This window comes from Collinsella sp. TF10-11AT (assembly GCF_003437565.1).
Taxonomy (GTDB): domain Bacteria; phylum Actinomycetota; class Coriobacteriia; order Coriobacteriales; family Coriobacteriaceae; genus Collinsella.
On record NZ_QSQW01000001.1, the window covers coordinates 241631 to 262704 of the forward strand.

At 62.0% G+C, this 21074-nt stretch carries 20 protein-coding genes; 2 read left to right on the top strand and 18 right to left on the bottom strand.

What is annotated here, in order from left to right; genetic code table 11:
* Positions 1-53: 53 nt before the first annotated feature.
* The 14 genes from DXC99_RS01085 to DXC99_RS01145 all read right to left on the bottom strand — a co-directional run bounded on the left by DXC99_RS01085 (position 54) and on the right by DXC99_RS01145 (position 14001).
* Positions 54-413 (bottom strand): DUF192 domain-containing protein, encoded by a 360-nt coding sequence (locus DXC99_RS01085; RefSeq protein ID WP_226790440.1) that lies wholly within the window; start codon positions 411-413, stop codon positions 54-56.
* Positions 410-886: a TadE/TadG family type IV pilus assembly protein gene (locus DXC99_RS01090; protein ID WP_117628987.1), complete on the bottom strand. Its 477-nt coding sequence runs from the start codon at positions 884-886 to the stop codon at positions 410-412. Before DXC99_RS01090 ends, DXC99_RS01085 begins: the two co-directional genes overlap by 4 nt.
* Entirely contained in the window at positions 886-2946 is a 2061-nt protein-coding gene (locus DXC99_RS01095) for a hypothetical protein (protein WP_117628988.1), read from the bottom strand. Before DXC99_RS01095 ends, DXC99_RS01090 begins: the two co-directional genes overlap by 1 nt.
* Before the next feature lie 64 nt (positions 2947-3010).
* Positions 3011-3508: a TadE/TadG family type IV pilus assembly protein gene (locus DXC99_RS01100; RefSeq protein WP_233505636.1), complete on the bottom strand. Its 498-nt coding sequence runs from the start codon at positions 3506-3508 to the stop codon at positions 3011-3013.
* Positions 3483-3701 (bottom strand): hypothetical protein, encoded by a 219-nt coding sequence (locus DXC99_RS10325; protein WP_055250538.1) that lies wholly within the window; start codon positions 3699-3701, stop codon positions 3483-3485. The genes DXC99_RS01100 and DXC99_RS10325 overlap by 26 nt, the downstream gene beginning before the upstream one ends.
* A gap of 1 nt (position 3702) precedes the next feature.
* Positions 3703-4266 (bottom strand): hypothetical protein, encoded by a 564-nt coding sequence (locus DXC99_RS10260; protein ID WP_147329317.1) that lies wholly within the window; start codon positions 4264-4266, stop codon positions 3703-3705.
* Positions 4230-4463, bottom strand: coding sequence for a hypothetical protein (locus DXC99_RS01110; RefSeq protein ID WP_117628991.1), 234 nt, complete (start codon positions 4461-4463; stop codon positions 4230-4232). The genes DXC99_RS10260 and DXC99_RS01110 overlap by 37 nt, the downstream gene beginning before the upstream one ends.
* A 10-nt stretch (positions 4464-4473) precedes the next feature.
* Entirely contained in the window at positions 4474-5115 is a 642-nt protein-coding gene (locus tag DXC99_RS01115) for a type II secretion system F family protein (protein WP_055250542.1), read from the bottom strand.
* On the bottom strand, positions 5112-6038 hold the full coding sequence (locus DXC99_RS01120; RefSeq protein ID WP_117563706.1) for a type II secretion system F family protein: 927 nt from the start codon (positions 6036-6038) through the stop codon (positions 5112-5114). The genes DXC99_RS01115 and DXC99_RS01120 overlap by 4 nt, the downstream gene beginning before the upstream one ends.
* Positions 6011-7339: a CpaF family protein gene (locus DXC99_RS01125; RefSeq protein WP_117628992.1), complete on the bottom strand. Its 1329-nt coding sequence runs from the start codon at positions 7337-7339 to the stop codon at positions 6011-6013. Before DXC99_RS01125 ends, DXC99_RS01120 begins: the two co-directional genes overlap by 28 nt.
* The gene (locus tag DXC99_RS01130) at positions 7336-8985 is read right to left on the bottom strand and encodes a P-loop NTPase (protein WP_117628993.1); all 1650 of its coding nucleotides are present in this window, start codon (positions 8983-8985) and stop codon (positions 7336-7338) included. Before DXC99_RS01130 ends, DXC99_RS01125 begins: the two co-directional genes overlap by 4 nt.
* Entirely contained in the window at positions 8985-9644 is a 660-nt protein-coding gene (cpaB, locus tag DXC99_RS01135; protein ID WP_233505637.1) for a Flp pilus assembly protein CpaB, read from the bottom strand. The genes DXC99_RS01130 and cpaB overlap by 1 nt, the downstream gene beginning before the upstream one ends.
* Before the next feature lie 252 nt (positions 9645-9896).
* Positions 9897-10850 (bottom strand): ribosome small subunit-dependent GTPase A, encoded by a 954-nt coding sequence (gene rsgA, locus DXC99_RS01140; protein WP_199408838.1) that lies wholly within the window; start codon positions 10848-10850, stop codon positions 9897-9899.
* A gap of 469 nt (positions 10851-11319) precedes the next feature.
* The gene (locus DXC99_RS01145) at positions 11320-14001 is read right to left on the bottom strand and encodes a cation-translocating P-type ATPase (RefSeq protein ID WP_117628995.1); all 2682 of its coding nucleotides are present in this window, start codon (positions 13999-14001) and stop codon (positions 11320-11322) included.
* A 441-nt stretch (positions 14002-14442) separates the two neighbouring features.
* Between DXC99_RS01145 and pyk the strand changes: the two genes are divergently transcribed.
* Both pyk and DXC99_RS01155 read left to right on the top strand, forming a co-directional pair.
* Entirely contained in the window at positions 14443-15903 is a 1461-nt protein-coding gene (gene pyk, locus DXC99_RS01150; RefSeq protein ID WP_089572705.1) for a pyruvate kinase, read from the top strand.
* 421 nt (positions 15904-16324) lie between these two features.
* A complete protein-coding gene (locus tag DXC99_RS01155) occupies positions 16325-17398 on the top strand; it encodes a hypothetical protein (protein WP_147329318.1) in 1074 nt (357 codons plus the stop codon).
* Here DXC99_RS01155 and DXC99_RS01160 read toward each other — a convergent pair.
* The 4 genes from DXC99_RS01160 to cbiM form a co-directional block, all read right to left on the bottom strand.
* On the bottom strand, positions 17395-18243 hold the full coding sequence (locus DXC99_RS01160; protein WP_117628997.1) for a hypothetical protein: 849 nt from the start codon (positions 18241-18243) through the stop codon (positions 17395-17397). The genes DXC99_RS01155 and DXC99_RS01160 overlap by 4 nt on opposite strands.
* A 79-nt stretch (positions 18244-18322) precedes the next feature.
* Positions 18323-19093, bottom strand: a complete 771-nt coding sequence (locus tag DXC99_RS01165) for an energy-coupling factor ABC transporter ATP-binding protein (RefSeq protein ID WP_233505638.1) — start codon at positions 19091-19093, stop codon at positions 18323-18325.
* Positions 19094-19139: 46 nt separating this feature from the next.
* Positions 19140-19976 carry an energy-coupling factor transporter transmembrane protein EcfT gene (locus tag DXC99_RS01170; RefSeq protein WP_117628999.1) on the bottom strand — a complete coding sequence of 279 codons (837 nt, stop codon included), beginning with the start codon at positions 19974-19976 and terminating at the stop codon, positions 19140-19142.
* Entirely contained in the window at positions 19954-21039 is a 1086-nt protein-coding gene (cbiM, locus tag DXC99_RS01175; protein WP_117629000.1) for a cobalt transporter CbiM, read from the bottom strand. Before cbiM ends, DXC99_RS01170 begins: the two co-directional genes overlap by 23 nt.
* Positions 21040-21074: the final 35 nt, after the last annotated feature.

The window sequence follows — 21074 nt, forward strand, 5'->3', positions numbered from 1 at the left end:
TTCTCCTCCATCTTACCCAATTTCGTATGACGAAAGTCCGCTGTCGCCAATTCTTAAGCCGGCACGCGTTGGAGAGCAGGGGTCGAAACAATGATTGAAGGACGCTCTAGTACGGCCCAGGCGCCGGGGCAGGAGCACATACGCCAGGGACGTACGTTTTCGTAGCATACGAGGACATAGCCACGTGCATCGATAAAGGCGATATCGATGGGATAGGCCATAAAACACGTATGGACCGAAGAGCAGCGTGGAAATGCCATGACGAGCGGCAGACCGTTGGCGGCAACCGGACACCGTCCCAGCATGCCGCGCAGGCGCACGGCAAACGACTCCGCCACCGCAAACTCGGCCGGCGTCCAGCCCAGCCTATTGAGTGCCCGCGCGTAGGCGATGTAGGACGAGACCGCGGTCACATGACCACCCCCGGACGCCATGGATCGACCGTCACCGCGCGCTCGTGCGACAACGTTGTCGGCGCCCCCAGCGGAACGCCAGCGATGCTGAGAGAAGTCGGCCACGGCTCATAGTGCATGGTGCAGGTGTAGGTCCTAAACGTACCGGATAGGGAGAGCAGGCCACCATCCGATGCCTCCGCGCCTTGCTCGCTCGACACTTCGATCTGCAAGTCATAGCCTTCCATGGCATTCAGAATTTGAGTCTGAACCGTCGCCGAGGCATCGGCAGAGCTTTCGTCGCCCTCCCCCTTCGACGCCACGGCGTGCGCCAACACGATGTCGGGCACCACGCGGTCGAAGCGCGCGACAGCGCTGGCAAAGATCATGACGTTGTACACGATGAGTGCCAGCACCAGCAAAACGGGCGTAACCGCTGCCATCTCCACCGTCGCCTGGGCGCGCTCCTCGCGCAGACGCATGCGAATACTCATTACGACCCACCGCCCAGAGCGCCAACCAGCGTGGCGACATCGACGGTGAGTGGGATGGAGCCGCCGCCGGGCAGGGGAATCTCCGCAAGCGTGAACACCGTACCGCTAATGGTGCGTTCGACTTGATATTCCAACGCCTCGCAAAGCGCCTTGGGATCGGTCACGCCCAACGGAATACCTCGCAGCTTGTCTTGCGCTTGAGAGAGACCAGCAATGTCAGACCCCGGACTCTTAATGACGTTGGCGGAATCGGTCAGCACCGGCTTTCGCAGGCGCAAGTCGCACGGTTCCAAACCCAGCGCCGCCACGGATGCCGAAACGGTATCGCCGAGCCACGATGCAATGGAGCCCAACGCGCCGCTGCCCCCTCCTAGGCCTTTAATCATCTCGTCCATAAGTTCGTCGGCCGAACCTTGGATGTCTCCGTATCCCACAAGCAGCCGTCCCCAGACATCCATGACGCCGTCGAGCACGCCGGCAACGCCGCCCGAGCGTTCCTTCAATGTCGAGAAAAATCGCGAAAGCACGTTGTTTTGCGCCGTCGCCCCATCGGGCGCCAGCACCGCGGCAGAGATGGCACCGCGATCGCCAAGTCTGACTGCCGTGTTAAACGAAGAGTTGAGTTCATCGGAGCTCGAGATGGCACCCGAAACCGCAAAGGCAACCACGCCGTTGCGACCGGGCGGAGCGATACGCGGGCGCTCACCGGAAAGTTCTTTGATGGCGGTATCGAACGCATTGCCCGCACGGTCGGCTTCGTCCTCGGTCTGACGCTCGAGCTCGAGCTCCTTGTTGCGACAGTCGACGTAGTCCTCCAGGGCGTCTTTAAACTTGTCAAAGTGATACTCGAAGCCGTTTTCGATAGAGGTTGAAGGCGCCGCAACAGCACCAAGCGACAAAACGCCAAAATGGCATTTGCTGCATTTATCCTGTCCATCGTAATCGGCAACCGAAGCAAATCCGCTCGGCGTCCCTTTCTTATAGTTAGGGCAGGTCGTCCCGTAATGCAGATACGCCTTGTCATCGTTCACGCTAGTCGGCCACACCGCATCGGTATAGAGTTCCGTCGCCCGAACCTCATCAGAGTTGCGCGGCAACAGCGGAATATAGGAGGAAACCCTGTCTCCGTTCTCGGTTATATATGCCCGATCGACCTCCGCGTTCGCATAGGTATAAAACGCCTTACGCGCCGCAGACTCTGCCTTCATCTCGACACTCGAGCCCTGGGGCTTCTCATTTGTCAGACGCCAATGGTAGTAGTCCTTCGCGCGATCAAGGGCAACTTGAGGCTCCCACGTAACGCTCGATGAGTAATGCGGATTTTGAACACCGGAAAGATCCGTTAGGCTTTTTGCGCGCTCCCACATACAAGAACAGCTGCCGACCGAGCCCTTGTCAGACCCACCACAATCCGCCAGCCAAGCGCGCTCCTTTGCCTTCGCCGTCTCCTCCGAGGCCTTCCGCAGCTCCTCGGCCGCACGCTCTAAATCATCTGATGTGTCTTTAATGGTATCGGTCGAGATCTCTGACCCTTTGAGCGCAGCAAAGTCCGACTCGGATGTCCTGGGCACGGCAAGCGCCGTACCGGTATAGGTCACACTATCGGTATCCTGCGCCGACACCGCCTGCGTGGCACGCGCGGCGATCAGATACGGCAGAGCCGTCTCGATTTTCTGTAAGCCTTCCGATGCGCTTTTGGCAAACTTGTTGCGCGTTTTAATGATCTCGATCCCGGTGTCGACCATATTGCCGGCAACCGGCTCGGCACCCGGGATGAGGATGGCGACCAGGCCCGTCCCGATCGTGGCAAACCCCGCCAGCCCCAGACTCAAGATACTCGCATCAACCACCGTGGCAGCCGTGTGATAGGACGACACTACGTTGGCACCCGCCAGCGCGCCGCTATCGGCCGCCACCTGGGTGTCCCCGGCACGCGACATGCTCCATATCGCCGCGGTCGACGAAAACAACAATGTGAGCACCACTAGGATGACCACGGCAGAAGAAAGCGTGGTATAGGCGCCGTCTTCGATAAACAGATCGACACCGGCTCGACCCATAAAGCCGCCTCGCTTGCGATGGCAGCTCGGACGGTGCGTCAAAACGCGTCTAGACCAGAAACGCTTAATCCCATGCAGCAATCCACGAATCATAATCTCCCTCCAGCCATTCGGGACGCGATTGATACGAGACATCGACCTTGAGCTCAACGTAGCCGCCCTCGGCGGTACCACCCATAGCCTGCGCAAACGCACCGATCACAGGCAACGGCTTGACCTCGCCGGAAACGGACACGGACGAGGCGCCACCCGCACCGACCCGGCCAAGCTCGATATCCCACGACAACGGCCCGCCGGCATGAAAGATCGAAACGTTGGGCACTGCGGCAAGTCGGCGGCGGGTGAACTCCTTAAGATCGTCGTCCTCCGCCGTCGTCGTGGTCATGAGCCGCGCGGTCTCGGCGGCGGCAGACTCCATGACCGCGCGCGTATAGAGCAGACACGCCGGTTGCAGTGCGAGAAGGATGAGCGTCAGAAACGTCGGCAGCAAAAAAGCGGCCTCGACCGTAGACTGCGCCCGGTCCTCGCGCGCGATATCAATACAGCGCGATGTCCTCAGCACCCGCAGCAGCGTCGACAACCGATGTCGAGGTGACGCCGTGAGACGCCGCCCGCTCGACCAGCGCCGCCAAGCGCCCATCGGTGCCAGCACGCCAAAGCCCCGCAATCGCCAGCACGATCGATAACAGCGCCACCGTGACGATGGCGTATTCCACAGTCGCTTGGGCAACCTCTTCACGCAGAACGCCATGCATTTCACGACCCCTCCTTTGAGCTTATTGTTTGCGGAACCAGGCGCACGGCGCGCAGGCGACACGAAGTATCACCAGCATCCGCGGCAACCGTCACCATATCGACCCAGCCGCGTCCGTCACGCACGATGGCGCCCCACACGTTTCCCTTGATGTCGAGATAGCCGCTCAGAGCAAGTTGAGCCGTGGGTACCTCGCGATAGGAACGCAGCATATCCGCCGCCGCTTCGGTCATCGGTCGGTCCTCGGACCATGCAAGCCGGACCACAATCGCGTTGCCCCCAGGCGAATCCGTCGCAGTGCCAGACCGCTTGTCGAGCGTCCGCAGAAAGGTTTGCGCCGTGACAGCGACATCCGAATCGTCCGCATCTCGCATCTCATCTTTTTGAGACGCCACCGCCGAATCTGAGCCCAAATCGGAGGCGGTCCCAGGACGCTGCTGCCGCGCGGCGTTAAGCCCCCAAAGCACCGCCGCTATCGCCACGGTCAGGCAAGCAAACACCAGCAGCACCCCGACGGGGCGCTCGCCCTCTACAGGCTGTTGATGCCCTCGCTGATAGCGTTCCATAGATCTTGGACCTTGCCCTTAAATGCGACGATGGCGATAATCGCGATCACCACGAGCACGCCGACCAAGATGGCATACTCGGTGGTACCCTGCGCACTCTCCTCCTGCAATAGTTCCTTGGCGCGCTGACGAACATGTGCCGCCCGGCAAAACGCCCAGCCCTGCACCTTGCCAGCAGTGTCAGTCATCGTGTTCATGTATTCCTCCCTACATCATCCCGCCTGCTCCCAGCAGCGGGCCCAATATGGACAGAAGCAACGCCGGCAAGATGAGCGTGCCGGTGGGAATCAGCAGCTTGACGGGCGCACGCTCGATCTCGCGCTCGACCGCGGCGCGATGAGCCGCACGGATCTCGCGACTTTGAGCGGCCAGCGTCTCGGCAAGTGGGGCACCCAGGGCGAGCGCCTGCCCCACCGTGATGGCAAAGGTCTCGAGCGCTCGCACGTCCAGGTCGCGCGCGGCGGCCAACAACTCGTCCTCACGCGTGCCCACGCCCACCTGCCACGCCATGCAGGCGCGCTCAAGGCGAAGAGCCAGCACTGACCGGCGGTTGGCGCAGAAAATCTCAAGCGCCGCATCAAACGAAAGGCCGGCCGAAAGACCCAAGCGCACAACATCGATCATCTCGGACACTTCGCCGAGCGACACTCGCGCCGGGCCGCCCGCTCCAACCGCGCCCTTCACTCGCGCGGTCAGAGCATCGACCACCGAGCGACCCGCGGCAGCGACCAGCACCGCCTCGCGCTTGCAGGCCCCTGCGATCTTGCGTGCATCCGCCCGATCCAAACCCGTCGCGACAAATACACTCAGGGCGCACAGGCAAGCCGCAACTGCAACCGGGGCGCTCATAGCTCCACCCGCATAATGCGCCGGATAACCACCAGGGCAACGGCGTTGAGGGCAAGACCCAGCACCACAGCGCCCGCGCCGGCAGGCGTCGCAAGACCGCGACGAAAATCTGCCGAAAGCAGCGCCAACACCGCGCACATGCCCGCCGGCATCGCCGCGACCATATGCGCAGACATGCGAGCCTGCGACGTCTTAACATCCAGGCGGCGCTTGAGCTCAATGCGCTCCCCCACCATGCTCGACGCCTCGGACAGTAAGTCGGCAAGCGGAGCGCCGGTGCGCTGAGACACCTTAAGCGCCAAGGTCACAAGCGAAAGACCGGGGGCGTCGATACGCACGAGCAAGTCATCGAGCGCGTCGGTCGCCGAGATGCCGCAATCGATCGCCGCCGCCACCCGCAAAAACTCGGTATGCACTGGCTCTTGCGCATGAGCGCCCACAAAGCGCATGCCCTGGGCCAGCGAATGTCCCGAGGCAAGCGACATGGAAAGTGCGGTAAACGCCTCGGGCATTGCCTCTTCTGCATCGTGTTGCTCGCGCCGGCTCTCAAAGCCATCCCGAGCGGCACCAACGGCAAACGGAGCAACAAGTCCCAAGGCAAATCCGAGGGGCGATAACGACACCATCGTTAGTAAAACGCAGCAGACACCGCTCGATAGCAGCAGAAACGCCAAACGTCCCGAAGCATCTTCGATCACGAGGCCAAGGCGATGCGCCGGAGCCAGCGATGCCCACGAACGGGCGATCTTTTTCAGCAGATCGTTTTCCACCAGCTCACGCGGCAGCTTCTCTGCCACCGTCTCGAGCGCCTGACGTGCCAGCTCCGCCGGCGGTACCTGCGGCACACGAGGTTCCGCCCCGCACGCCGTCGCGACAGAAAGCCCTGCCAAGCCCCCTACGACGAGGGGCACAGTGATCTCCATTCGTCCACCTCCTCTTGTGTGAGCGTCCCCGACCGCAGGCCTTCTGCGATAAACGGCGGCTCGCGGTCAAGCGTCCAGGTGCGCTCGGCGGCATCGAACGTCACATAGCGCTCGAGATCTACGCCGCCCGATGCGGCGCGTCGCACCCCCGAATACGAGGAGACGAAGCGCCTGCCATCGGCGTGGCGCTCGGACATCACGATACCGTCGAGTGCCATGGCAATCTGCTCCTCGATGAGCTCGCTCGGCAGATCGATGCCATAACGTGCAAGCAACGTCAGACGCACCACGGTCTCCTGTTCTGAACCCGCATGAAGCGTGGTGAGCGACCCGTCGTGGCCCGTGTTCATGGCCTGCAACATGTCGCAGCACTCGGCACCGCGCACCTCGCCCACCACGATGCGGTCGGGGCGCATGCGCAGGGCATTAGTCACCAGGTCGCGGATCGTCACCGCGCCCTCGCCCTCAATTGAAGCCTCGCGCGCCTCTAGGCGCACCACGTGCGGATGATGCGCAAACTTGAGCTCGGCAGAGTCCTCGATCGTCACGATGCGCTCGCCGGTGGAAATCTCACATGACAACGCGTTGAGCAGGGTGGTCTTACCAGATCCCGTGCCTCCCGCAACCGCCAGGTCCTGTCGCAGCGACACCGCACACGACAGCAGCTGCGCATACCAAAGCGGCAGCGATCCCAACCCCACGAGCTCGTCCAGCGAGCAGATACGGTCCGAGAACTTTCGGATGGTGAGAATCGGTCCGTCAATCGCCACAGGCGGAATCACCGCGTTGACGCGATAGCCCGTTTTGAGGCGGGCGTTGACGATGGGGCTGCGCTCGTCGATACGGCGGCCAAGTGGCGAGATAATGCGGTCGATAAGCACACGGATCTGCTCATCATCCTCAAACGCATGCTCGATGGGGTACAAGACGCCGCCGCGTTCAAAGAAAGCCGAGCGGCAGCCGTTGATCATGATCTCGGTAACGGTGTCGTCCTCGATGAGCGGCTGCAACGGCCCCAAGCCCACCACGTCATCCAAAATCTCGTCGATGATGGTCTCGCGCTCGGGCGTCGCGAGATCGGTCGGCTCCTCAACATTGAGCGCCGCCTCCACCGCAGGACGCAATTCCGAGCGGGCAAGTGCCGGGTCGATATAGGCGCTGATACGCGCCACTTCGTCGTAACCCATGCGGTCCATCACGGCGCGCTTGGTGCGTCGTTTCACGGCGCGGCGACGCCCCACATCTACAGGCGCTGCCGCCGCCGCAGCGCCGGCAGCCTTAATCCTCGTTTGCAGGCTCATCGCTGATCACCCTCGCGCGACCAGGGAAGGCGGATACGCGGGCGTTCGGTGCGCGTTGCACGGTCGGCGACCATATCGCTCCAAGGGCCGACGGCGCACCCCAGTTCCACGAGCATCTCGCGCGTGGCCTCGCGCACGCTAGTCGCAAAAGCGCTGGTCTGCCCCACTGCCTCGTCAGCGCGCCCAAACGCCATGAGCGCGGCGAGATCCTGCCCGCCATCGGCGATACGAATCTTGGAGCTTAACGCACAGGCAATCTCAAAGCGCATGGCGACGTCCTCGTCTGCCCCGCGCGCACCGAACCGGTTGAACACGGCGCTCATGCGCGTGCGCGGCACACCTACTCGACCTGCCAGTTCAATGACGCGCGATGCCGATGCCGCGGACGACACCGCCGCATCGCCAACGACCAGGCAACGGTCGCTCGCCGCCACCGCAGCCGCCACGGCGTCGCCCCAAAAGACCGAGGTATCGATAAAGACCACGTCGGATTCGCGACGCAGAACATCAAGCAGTAGCTCCACCGGACGTGCCATGAGCTCGGCTTGCTCGGGCGCCGCGACGGGACCCCAGAGCGTAACGCCCGGCGCCACGCGCATCGAAGCGGCTACGATATCCGGCTCGGTGAGCATGCCCGCCGCCGACGGCTCGATAAGTGCCGCCATATCGCGCGGAGCATCGACGCCTAACAAGTCGTAAAGGTTTCCAAACATCAGGTCCAGGTCGAGCACGGCGGCACGCAAGCCCAACAGCGACGATGTGTGTGCCATGGTGGCAACGATCGTCGACTTGCCGCAACCGCCCGAACCCGAAATAGCGCAGATGACTGGAGCTCGATGCGGCGGAGCGGTAGCGTCTGCCGGCGGCATCGGAGGCGGCGGGGCGGGCGTCGGTGACAGCGTCCCCGTCTCCCCCGCCGCAACCACGTGCTGCGTCCAAGCCGGCATGGCTGCTTGTTCGGTCTGCGAGGCAGGCTCGTTCTGCGCAATCTGCTCATGCTGCATCAGCGACAACTCGCCGCACCCGGCAAGGCCCTCAACTTCGTCGAGTTCATCCGCCAGATTCACGCCGTGCACGTATCCCATATCTACTGCCGGGGAGTCGCCAGCATGCTGCGCCGGCCCTCCAGCGTCATCGTATACAAGGGGGTTCCGGGGGCGCCGACCATGCTCGGCTTCCGCTTTTCCATAATCATCAACACGCGGGCCTCTTGTAGCGCGAGGCGCCCCGGGTTCCCTATCAACAAAAGCATCGGGCTCAATCGTCATGCGCCGATCGGAATCAACCGCTCCCTCGCCCGCGCGCCCGTTGCCGCATATACTGTGTGCAGCGATGACCTCGGTCGCCCCCGCGCGAAACAGCCCCTCGATATCCGACGGATCGAGCGCTTCTATCAACACGACCACGCGACTCACGCGGCCTTCGGCCGTCAGGCGCGCAACAGTCTTGCGCACATCTTCGGTATCAAACAGAGACGCCGCGATGATGGCAGCCCCGCGGCGCGACGGAAACGCCCGCGCCATGGAAACCAGCCCGTCCAGGTCACCCACGCGAAGCACCTGTGCACCCGCATCACGGCCCTCGACTTCCCGCTGCAACAGCCCGTAATCGCCGCACGCGCAGCACGCAAGCCAGATCGCCTTCATCACTCGTCGCCTCCGCTCTTTTTGCCGCGCGCCGTGGCGGGAATCGTCAAGCTGACCGTTCCCTTGCCCGAGGCTCCCAGCAGTTCCTTGACGTCTTCGGGGTCAGCCGCCAGCGTCACCCATTCGATCTTGCCCTCGCGCGTGGCACCGGAATCCTCACTGGTATCGATCACGTACGCGCCGCACAGCCGATCGGTCACGCCGTCTTTTTGCACATACACATCCACGTAGCTGCCCACGCCCGTAGCACCGCCGACCGAGTGCTCGGCATCGACCGCCACCGAAACGGCAACCTTGCCCTTAGGCACCTCGAGCTTGCGGCTCTCGGCCTTGGTGTAGACATTGCAGATCACGGCGTTTTTGGGAATACGCGAAGTCGTCACGTCGCCGCGCACCTGGCGCAGCTCGGTCGCCGCGTCACGCGGCAGCAGGCTCGTCAGCCATTCCTGGGTTATGACATTGGTCTCATCGAGGGTCTCGCCCACATCGATATCGCGCGCCGCGACGCAAACCTCGACGCGATCGCCACCGTACTTGACCAAGGTCTCAGCCTGGACCTGTTCGGCTTGCGAGCGGATCGACGAGCCGTAAACCATGCAGAGCAGAGCAGCGAGCACGCCCGCGACCAGACTGATGGCGATGCGCTTGCTCTTGTTCACGGCCGCTCCTCTCATGGCAGTGCCGGGCGAATGCCCGTACCACCATTGTCTGAGCGGTCAGAGTGCAAAGCGGCGCAATCGCAATCTTGGTTTTCGATGTCAAACCAATCGCTGACCAAAAGCTGACCAGCCCGTCAAGCTCGTGGCAAGGTTTTGGTCAGCACGTCAGCAAACTGTATGTTTCGAAGCTTTTCCGCAGCAAAAAAGCCGTCTCCCGAACAGTTGGGAGACGGCTGTCATAGGAAAAATCAATTACAGATGGACATCGGGATCGAGCATTTGAGCGCTCACGCGCATGGATGACGCCAGGTTTTGGAACGTTTCCAGACGCAGGCTGTCGATCTGCCCGGCGTCCTCGGCCTCGCGAACGGCGCAGCCCGGCTCATGGGTATGCGTGCAATCGCCAAACCGGCACGCGCGCGATGCCTCGACAATCTCGGGGAAAGCGCGCGCCAGACCCCGCTCGTGACCCACGAGCGGCAGGCTGCGCAGGCCCGGGGCATCGGCGATCACGCCGGCGTCGCCCGGCAGCGTCACCATCACGCGCGCGACGGTAGTGTGACGGCCCTGGTCGTCGCGTTCGCGCACACCGCCGGTCGCCAACGTATCGTGGCCCAGCAGCGCATTGAGCAGCGTCGACTTGCCGGCACCCGACTCGCCCAGAATCATGGCGCAGCTCCCGGCAGGCACGCAGGCACGGACCTCGTCCAGGCCGCGGCCCTCGGCAGAGGACGTCACGATCACGCGCACGTCCGGACCCACCAGGCGGCGCACGCGGTCCAGATCGCGCTCGAGCTCCTCGGCATCGCAGCGGTCAGCTTTGGTGAGTACCACCACCGGCTCGGCATCGCAGTCGAGCGCCAAAACCAGCGAACGCGCCACACGGTCGAGCAGCACCTCGCCGGCACCGAGCGCCTGCACGATTAGCACGCTATCCACGTTGGAGCAGAGCACCTGGCGCTCTCCGCGGGCACGGCCGCGCCAACGCTCAAAGCTCGTACGGCGCGGCAGCACGCATTCAATCACGCCCATATCGTGCCCGGGAGCGCGGCGCACCGCCACACGATCGCCCACGGCAGGCAGCAGGACCTCGTCCCCACCGCGCGACTTGGCAAATCCCACGGCATGCTCGGCGCGGAAGGTATCGTCGGCAGTCGCCACCAGCGGAAACCCACGATCCAAGCGCACCACGGCGCCAAGCTGCATCTGCTCGGGCTCCTCGGCATGTGCGCAGAAATCATCAAAGGCAGCCTGCTGAGCTTCATCGACCGGCAGGTCATCAAACGCCGGAACATCCTGCAGCGCGTCAAGCCCCGGTACACTCGCCAGCAACTCCTCAGCAGATGCAGGGGGTTCGGTCGCGAGCTTCCGACGACGATCACGCTTAGCCCGCGCCCCCGTCGTCTTTTTCTTCGCTTTAGCCTTAGCCTTGCCCACAGATGCCTCCCAGCACAAAACCACACAACTGAGCAGGTATTTTAAATCAAAAAGAGCTGGCCGGGCAAAGCCCGACCAGCTCACAAACTTTCCCTCAGCCAATGGTCCCGAGAGGTTATCCGAAGGCCCGCCCGCCGGGAGGGGTTTCTTCCGAGCGATCCCGCAGCGCGAAGCGCGAGGACCAGCGAGGAAGAAACCCCGCAGGCGGTCGGGCCGGTGGGAAGGATGGCCTTTCGACCTACTCCTTCTCGACCGCGCGCATGATCGCCTTGTAGATCTCCATCAGCGGGATGATCAGGAAGGCCAGGCCCAGGGCAGCGACAACGCCCTTGAGCTCAAGCGTCACGGGGCCAAAGAACATCTCGGCAAGCGTCGGCTGCACGGTCACGATCACCGTCAGCACCAGTGCCAGCGCGGCGGAAGCCCACAGCCACTTGTTCTGCTTCTTCATGGTGAACAGCGACGCACGACGGCTGCGCATATTGAAGCAGTGGAAAATCTCGACCATGTTGAGCGTGATGAACGCCATCATCACGCCTTCCTCGTCGGCATTGCCGGCGATCATATCGGCGATGTGGATGTAGCCCATGTCAAAGTACACGCCCACAAAGAAGCTCGCCAGCACCAGCGCGGTGATGATTAGGCCCTGGACCACGCAGTCCAGACCCATATGTCCGGCAAAGACACCGTCCTTGGCGTTGCGCGGCTTGCGCTTCATGATGTCGCCCTCGGCATCCTCCATGCCCAGCGCGAGCGCGGGGAAGCAGTCGGTGACCAGGTTCACCCACAGCAGCTGCACCGGCTGGAAGATGGTAAAGCCGATGAGCGTGGCGATAAACACCGAGAACACCTCGGCAAGGTTGGCCGAAAGCAGGAACTGGATGACCTTGCGGATGTTGTCGTAGATGCGACGACCCTCTTCGCAGGCGCCGATGATGGTAGCGAAGTTGTCATCGGCAAGTACCATGTCGGCGACGTTCTTGGTGACGTCGGTACCGGTGATGCCCATACCAACGCCAATGTCGGCGCGCTTGATGGACGGGGCGTCGTTGACGCCATCGCCCGTCATGGCCACGATCTGGTCGCGCGACTTCCAAGCCTCGACGATGCGTGTCTTGTGCTCGGGCTGGACGCGGGCGTACACGCCGTAGTCCTCGATGTGCGCGTCGAGTTCCTCGTCGCTCATGCGATCGAGGTCGGCACCGGTGATGGCCTGGCTGCGATCGGCGACGATGCCCAGCTGCTTGGCGATGGCCACGGCGGTGTCGATGTGGTCGCCCGTGATCATGACGGTGCGGATACCGGCGTCGTGCGCCTCGTGGATAGCGTCGGCCACCTCGGGACGGACCGGGTCGATCATGCCGGACAGGCCACAGAAGACCAGGTCATGCTCGAGCGCAGCGGGGCTGCAGTCGTCGGGAACCTTGGTGTAGGTGCGGCTTGCCAGCGCCAGTACGCGCAGGGCCTCGTCGGCCATGGCCTTGTTGGCCGCCACGAGCTCGGCGCGGCGCTCCTCGGTCAGGGGGACGACCTTATCGCCCTCGTAGATATGGGTGCACAGGCCGATCACCACGTCGGGCGCACCCTTGGTGTACTGCTCGTACTCGCCATCCAGGGTCTCGACGACCACGGACATCATCTTGCGGCCCGAGTCAAACGGGGCCTCGCCCACGCGCGGATGCTCGGCAGTCAGGCCGGTGAGGCCAGCCTTGCCGGCGTCGTTGACGAGCGCGCACTCGGTCGGCTCGCCCACGGCCTCGCCCAGCTCCTCGTCCCACTGAGCATCGGAGCACAGCGCCATGCCGGCCAGGAACTTCTCCTTGGGCGCAGCGAGCTCGTGCTTGACGACGGTCATCTTGTTCTGGGTAAGGGTACCGGTCTTGTCGGAGCAGATGGTCTGTGTGCAGCCAAGGGTCTCGACAGCAGAGAGCTTGCGGATAATCGCCTGGCGCTTGGCCATCTTGGTCACGCCAAGCGAAAGGACGATGGTCACGACGGCAACAAGGCCCTCGGGGATGGCGGCGACGGCGAGCGAGACGGCAACCATAAAGGTGTCGAGCAGGGCAGTCGGATCGGTAAGGACGTTGCCCACGCCGTGGCGGAGGATGTCAACGCCAAAGATGACGACGCAGATGACGATCACCATGATGGTGAGGATGCGGCTGAGCTCGGCGAGCTTCACCTGCAGCGGCGTGAGCTCTTCCTTGGCCTCGGCCAGGGCGCCGGCGATCTTGCCCATCTCGGTGTTCATGCCGGTGCCGACCACGACGGCGCGACCACGGCCGTACACGACGGTGGAGCCCATATAGCACATGTTCTTACGGTCGCCGAGCGGCACGTCGTCGGTGCCGGCGGCGAGCTCGATCACGTTGGCATGCTTCTCGACGGGCACGGACTCGCCGGTGAGCGCGGCCTCTTCGATCTTCATCGTGGCGCTCTCGAGCACGCGGCAGTCGGCCGGGACGGAGTCGCCCGCCTCGAGCATGATCACGTCGCCGGGCACGAGCTCGGCGCTCGGCAGGTGCACGAGCTTGCCGTCGCGTAGCACCTTGGACTGCGCCGCACTCATCTCCTGCAGGGCCTCGAGGGCCTCCTCGCTCTTGGCTTCCTGGACCACGCCCAGCACCGAGTTGACGATAACGACGAACATGATGATGGCAACATCGGCAAAGTCGGGCTCGCCCTTGACCATGCCCGTGAGCGCACTGATGACGGCGGCAACGATCAGCATGATGACCATAGGGTCAGCCATCTGTTCAAAGAAACGCTTCCACAGCGGCGTCTTCTCAGCTTCCTCGAGCTTGTTAGGGCCTGTCTTGGCGAGGCGCGAAGACGCCTCGTCGTTGCTCAGGCCGAGGTTCTCATCGACACCTTGGTCGCTGAGCACCTCCGCCGCGGCGGACAGGTATTCCTTTTGCATATAGAGTCCCCTCCTGGGATTCGGGCCACTCAGCAGATTGATGCCCGATCATAATTCCCAGGAGAAGGGCAAGGGCTCATCAAGGCTGCCGTGCTGAGCGGCAGTTGATAGTGGAGCTATGGTACCCCAAAGCGACGCGTCTAGCCAAAACAATCGGTTTGGAAATATGGTCCGCACGCAACGGTGCAGACCGTGTGATGCTCAACATTGGTAAAACGTTTTTTCTTCGGCACATCGCCAAACTGACATATCGCCCAGATAGCAGCGGTTAGAGCGGTTGGTAAATTTTTTCATATACCGTTTATCCCGCAAAAAATGAACTTCTAATTCGGCATACGGTCGATTTTATGGGGTATTCGGTCAGCATTTCGTTATAATCAACACGGTTTTATTTCTTATGGTTTATCTATCAGCGCAAGACGATGTCAGATGGAGGTCTGAATGTACAAGCGCACTAAGATTGTATGCACCATGGGTCCCGCCTGCGATAGCGACGAGACCATCCGCGAGATGATCAAGGCGGGCATGAACGTCGCCCGTTTTAACTTCTCGCACGGCTCCTACGACGAGCACCACGGTCGCATCGAGCGCGTCCGCCGTATTTCCAAGGAGCTCGGTCTGCCCGTCGGCATCCTGCTCGACACCAAGGGCCCCGAGGTCCGCACCGGCCTTCTGGTCGACGGCAAGAAGGTTGCCGTCAAGACCGGCGATAAGATCGTCGTCACCGCTCAGCCTACGTCCGAGGATTTCCACGGCACCGCTGAGCACATCTCCCTCGACTACCTGGCTCTGCCCTCCGAGGTCGAGAAGGGCTCCCTCATCCTGATCGATGACGGCCTGGTTGCCCTCGAGGTCGAGTCCGTCGACGGCCAGGACATGACCTGCGTCGTCAAGAATGACGGCCTGATCGGCGAGCGCAAGGGCGTCAACATGCCCAACGTCAACATCTCGCTGCCCGCCATCACCGAGCGCGATCGTCAGGACATCCTCTTTGGCCTGACCGAGAACATCGACTACATCGCCGCTTCCTTCATCCGTGACGGCGAGTCCGTCCGTGGCATCCGCAAGCTTTGCCGCGAGAACGGCGGCGAGCACGTGACGATCTTCCCGAAGATCGAGTGCGCCTTGGGCGTCGAGAACTTCGACGAGATTCTCGAGGCTTCCGACGGCATCATGGTCGCCCGTGGCGACCTGGGCATCGAGATCAAGCCCGAGCTCGTTCCGCACATCCAGAAGGAGATCATCGCCAAGTGCAACGCGGCCTACAAGCCCGTTATCACCGCTACGCAGATGCTCGACTCCATGCAGCAGAACCCGCGCCCGACGCGCGCCGAAGTTGCCGACGTTGCTAACGCCATCTACGACGGCACCGACGCCGTTATGCTCTCTGGCGAGTCCGCTGCCGGTAAGTACCCGGTCGAGGCCGTTAAGATGCAGGCCAGCATTGCTCTCGAGACCGAGAAGTACCTCCCGGCCCACGCTCCGCTCGAGGTTCCGGCCGACGCTCACGGCACCCGCGTCGTCAACAACGTTGTGGGTATGTCCGCTGTGAACATGGCCACCACCGTTGGCGCCAAGTGCATCACCGTGCCGACGACCACCGGTCGTACCGCACGCCTGATCTCGCACTTCCGTCCCAACATGCCGATCTGCGCGTTCTCCCGCCACGAGTGGGCCGTCCAGCAGATGATCATGTACTGGGGCGTTATCCCGCACCAGGCCGAGATTACCCAGGGCACCGTCAACGGCACGATCGTCAAGGCGATCGAGACCGCTAAGGAGCTCGGCTACGTCGAGGCTGGCGATTTGACCGTCGCTACCGCCGGCGATCCCCGCATGAGCGTCCAGCTCGAGGACAAGGTCTCCTCGACCAACGTCGCTTACGTCGCTCAGGTGCGTTAAGTCGTACTTGCAAGCATGTTTGCATTGCAAAGGGCCCGGAAGGCTTCGCCTTCCGGGCCCTTTTTCTGTGTCAATGCCGGCACACGGCAAAACACGCACCCATTTCTTTACCAAAAGCGCGAAATCCACCTTTCGAGGCCCAAAAATAAAGTCCCAAGCGCTAAAAGTGTTCGCCCGATGGCGAAACCACACCTTACCCGACGCTGCTAAATCGTTTTAGCAAGAGCCAGATCGACCGCGTTTTCGGAAGTATGCGGCAAATTCTGAGACCTCCGAGCACACCCCGTTTTTTCGCAACAAAATGCCTGATAAACTGGCCTCAAAAGCCAGGTCTGCTCACAGGGTTCAGATTTTGCCGCATACTTCCGAATTGACGCTGGCATCGCACGGTCCAAAAGCACATTTCGACCAGGAGGATATCATGGACCTGACGCTATGCGGTCAATCCGCTTTTTACTATCACTGTATCCCGCCGCAGGTATTAGGGCTTTACCCCGCCATTAGCCTTGGCAATATGGATCGCAGATGTTGCGGCCTCGGAAGTCATGCAGTTGTAAAAGACCTACTTCACGCACCGCTTCACAGGTTTGTATTCACTCGAGCACAATCCGGGTCGCGAAGCCTGTTTAAATCGCACCTCCTGACCCAAGAGCCGCCTCCCGGGTCGTTTAGGCAAACTGAACATGGATTTGATGTCACGTCGCCCGAGTTTACGCTGCTCAGCCTTGCTACGCAGGTCTCACGCAACCAGCTACTCATGGCTTGCTACGAGATGTGCGGCTCCTTTGCAGTGTTTAAGCCCTGCGAGCGAACGCAACAACAACTTGATGAAGCTATTTCGCTTAAGCTCATTCCACCCAACTGCTGCTGGGAGCGTGTTGTCGACACCAAGGGCAATGACACCAATTTGTGGAAGCGCCCGCCGCTCCTCAGCGCGGCGGATATCGCCGCGTTCGCCAAGCAGGCTGCAGGCCTGCGCGGCGTTAAACAACTGCGCTGGGCGGCCGAGCACATGACGGGGCAGACCGCCTCGCCCTTCGAAGTACAGGCCTCTATGCTTGTCTCGCTCCCCCGCAACGAGGGCGGCATGGGCATCAACATCGCAAACAACGTGCGCATCCCACTCAGCGACGCCGCGCGCTCACTGTATGACAAAACCTGCTGCTACGCCGATATCCTCATCGAGAGCAACAACGACAGCATGGGCGTCATCTTGGAATGCCAAGGCCGCTCCGCCCACGATGGCGAAGCCGCAAGTCTCTCCGATGCCGAGCGCACCACCGCCCTCACAAGCATGGGCTATGACGTTATCCAGATAACCTATGAGCAAATCAAAGACACGAAGAGCTTTAACAACATCGCCGAACTCATCCATAAAAAGGCAGGGCTCCCCTACATCCCAAAGACCGATCAGAAACGCACCACCGAAGATGCCCTGCGGCGGGAGCTATTGGTCGATTGGGATGAGCCGTTCGCCGTTAAGACGGCCGGCTAACAGCTAGCGATCAGGGGGACTGTGGGAACGTCAGAAGCAGCAACGCGAGCCGCAAATCCCGCCTCGGTCAGCTCGATGACCTCGGTAAACGTCGCGTCGAAGAACTCCTCGGTTAGCAGGCGATACGGCGGATGATCGGGCTCACCGGGGTTTTCGCGTACAATCTCGTGCATGACGCCGATGGTCTTGAGCACATACTCCTTATGGATGGGATACTGCCCAAAACGCGTCGCCGCAGTATACAGGCGATCGGTCGCACGCGGGATGGAAACAATGCCCAGCGTCTTGCCAAACCAGTCAAAATCGCCCTGCTTTTTAATGCGGAACTCCTCGCACGGCTTGCCGCCGTGTGCTTCCAGATACTGGTTCACACGCGTGTTCCATACCGTGTCGGCTACCAGATGCGACCAGACGCCCAGCGTTAAATCGAGCAGCGACTGCGCCACATCTTCGGACGCAAGCGAGAACTCACAGGCGCCGGGACCGGCAACCGGCTCGGTATCCTTGTAGCGCTGGGGATAGTGTACGCGGTTCAGTCGCTCGCGTTCCTCGATAATCGAGGTCGCCGCGGCCGGCGCACCGGTGGGCGAACTTTTAAGCAACGGTGCCACATAGGTATCCCAGAACTCATGCTCACGAGGCTTAGGGATGGGCTCAGGCTTGGCAAAGTGCGTAATGCGGTACGGGATGGGATCGGCGATGCCAGGGACCATATAGCCCACGAAGATATCCGGGACCACGCAGCCAAACAAAAAGGCATTGCGGTCGCGCACGCTACTGGCAAGCGCACCGGTGCGCTCCAGCAAACGCTCCGTCTGAGCAATATGAATGTTCCAGCTTGGCATAGCCACCCCCATAAAAACCTGGATAACTATACCATCACGGCAAAGCCGCGCGGGCGGCTACGCACGCTCTACGCAGCAACTAGTCCGTAGCACCGCTTTCGGTTCCATACGACGGCGAAGGCGCCTCGACCACATGGTGATATCGATCGATATAGATAGCGCGGGCACCCAGGCGTCGCACCAAATCCTGGTGATGCGTGCTCATCAAGACCGTCTTACCCGCCGCAACGTAGGCCAGCAAAAAGTTGACCACGATGTCGCATGAATCCTCGTCGAGCCCATTGGTAGGCTCGTCGAGCACCAGGATATCGGGGTTCATAGACACAACCGCAGCCAGCGCCACGCGCTTCTTTTGCCCGCCCGAGAGCTGATAGGGAGAGGCGTCGGCAAGGTCGGCAACCTGGAACAGCTCCATGGCATCGCGGACGCGGCGCTCGAGCTCGTCTGCCGGCAACCCCATCTGCGCGGGACCAAAAGCAACTTCCTCGCCCACCGTAGCGCAAAAGAGCTGCGCGTCGGCATTCTGGAACACAAAGCCCACGCGCTGATGAAAACGCTGAGCGGCCGCGGAATCCTTGAGATATGCCGCATCGATTACGTCCCCGTCAAACAGGTATGCTCCTGCGTCGGCAAGTTCAAGGCCGTTAATAAGGCGCATGATCGTCGTCTTACCGCAGCCGTTGGGACCGAGCAGGGCAACGAGTTCACCACGATCGACCTGCAGCGAAACGCCGTCGACCACCGTATGCCCCGCATAGGAGAACACCACGTCGCGCAGCTCGATGAGCGGCGTGGCCTCGGCGCCGCCCGCACCGTTCGTACCCGCCGCACTATTCATATCGATCGTCAAAACGTCGCCCTTCCCTATTTGCATCCCCAGCCGGAACCAGCAGCGCCTACAGCACCGCGCACAACACGGCGAGCAGAACCACGCCGGCCGCATAGACCGCATCGCGCCAGCCAAACCCGGCGCGTGCAGGCGCCGGATACACGCCGGCAAAGCCGCGGCAAAGCATAGCCTCGTCCATCGCGCGGCTGCACTCCATCGCCTTGATAAACGTCATGCCCATGATACCCGCCAGCGAGTCGGTGCGCGAAAAACCCGCAGGCGCGGAACCGACGCTGCGCAGCATGACCGATTCGCACAGATCGTGCGCCGTGCGTCCCAGCACCTCGATATGCTTGAGCGCCATATCAAACGTAAAGATAACTTCGTCGGGTAGATGCAGCATCTTGAGCGCCGCCGACATGCGGCTCCAGGTGAGCGTCCACGAAACACCCAGCACCAGCGACACGTTAATGAACGTCTTGAGTGCAATCTTGAGCATGGCGCCCGTGGCAGAAGCACCCAGCAGCAGGGCAGGCAGCGCCAGAACCACGGCAAACCCCGCGGCAGCCAACGCCGGCACAAAGGTAGCGCGGAGCCCGCGTACGGGGCGCACCGCGACCAGCACCAACGCGATTGCCGCCATCAACATCAGGTACAGCGGGCTTTGCGTCAGACACACGCACAGGACGCAAACGAACATCCCTAACAGGCGCACCGGAGCCGAAACGCAAGAAAGGGCGCGGTCGACCATCGACCCGCCCTCGTTCGCACCTCCACCCAGGCGAACCCGCTCAAGCAGGCTCGCCAGATGCAGGACGTTCTTTTGCATCACACGATGCCGAGCCCCCGCGGGCTCGTATCGCTCCTCGGCCGCAAGCCAGCTAGGCAGCTCGGCTATTGCCATGAGCACCGCTTTCCTTGACCGTCAGCGAGACCAGGCGGAATGCGATGGTGAGCACCGCCACGCCAATCACGCCCGAAAGAATATACATCGCGGCCTGGCCGGCAAAGCCAAGGCCCTGCTCCTCGGAATAGGCCTGCAGATAATCGCCCGTGGGCAGGGTATCGGCAAAGGTCGGAGTGTCGAGACCGACCGAAGCCTGCAGACTGTCGTCACCAGCCTCCTGAACGGCGGTCGCGGCGCCCTCGGCGTCCCACTCACCCCAGGCGTCACCGGTGGCAAGCAAGCCGAGCGGCGTAGCCACGACAAGCACGGCGACCAGAATGAGCGTGGGGACCAGCGAGGTCTTCTTGGCGGCAGCGCCCTCGGCGGCAAGCTGGCCATCGGCGGCTTCGGGGCCGACGATAATGCTCGGCGCCGTCTTCTTGATAAAGCCGTAGATTGCGGCCGTCGCCACGCCCTCGACCACACCGGCAACCAGCATATGCGGGATCAACATGGCCGGAATAGCCACGGACAGCGGGAAGGGGCAGTACAGCGGCGCGCCCGAAGCGTTGGTAAAGAGCATCGGCTGAATACCAAACTCGATTGCCGCGCACAGGGCCGCCAGGCACAGGCCGACCCAACCGCTCACGATGGCAGAAACCGAGGTGCCCCAGCTCTTGTCGTGCAGACGGCTGTTGAGCGCACGGAACACGATAGCAGCGGCAAACGGCAGCACAAAGGCCATGTTAAAGCAGTTGGCGCCAAACGACAGAACGCCGCCGTCGCCAAACAGCAGCGCCTGCAGCGCCAGCGCGACCGAGACAGCGATAGCCGCGGCCTCGGGGCCCAGCAGCAGCGCGATGAGTGCGCCGCCGACGGCGTGGCCTGTGGTGCCGCCGGGCAGCGGAACGTTAAACATCATGAGCAAAAAGGAGAACGCAGCGCAAATACCCAGAAAGGCCATATGCTCGCGATCGAGCGTGGCGCGCACTTTCTTGATGCAGTGAACCCATACGGGCACCATCGCCACCGCCATAACGGCATCGGTCTGCGGGGACAGGTAGTTGTCTGGAATGTGCATATACGCCTCCCGGTATCGGCGCACGGAATTGCAAC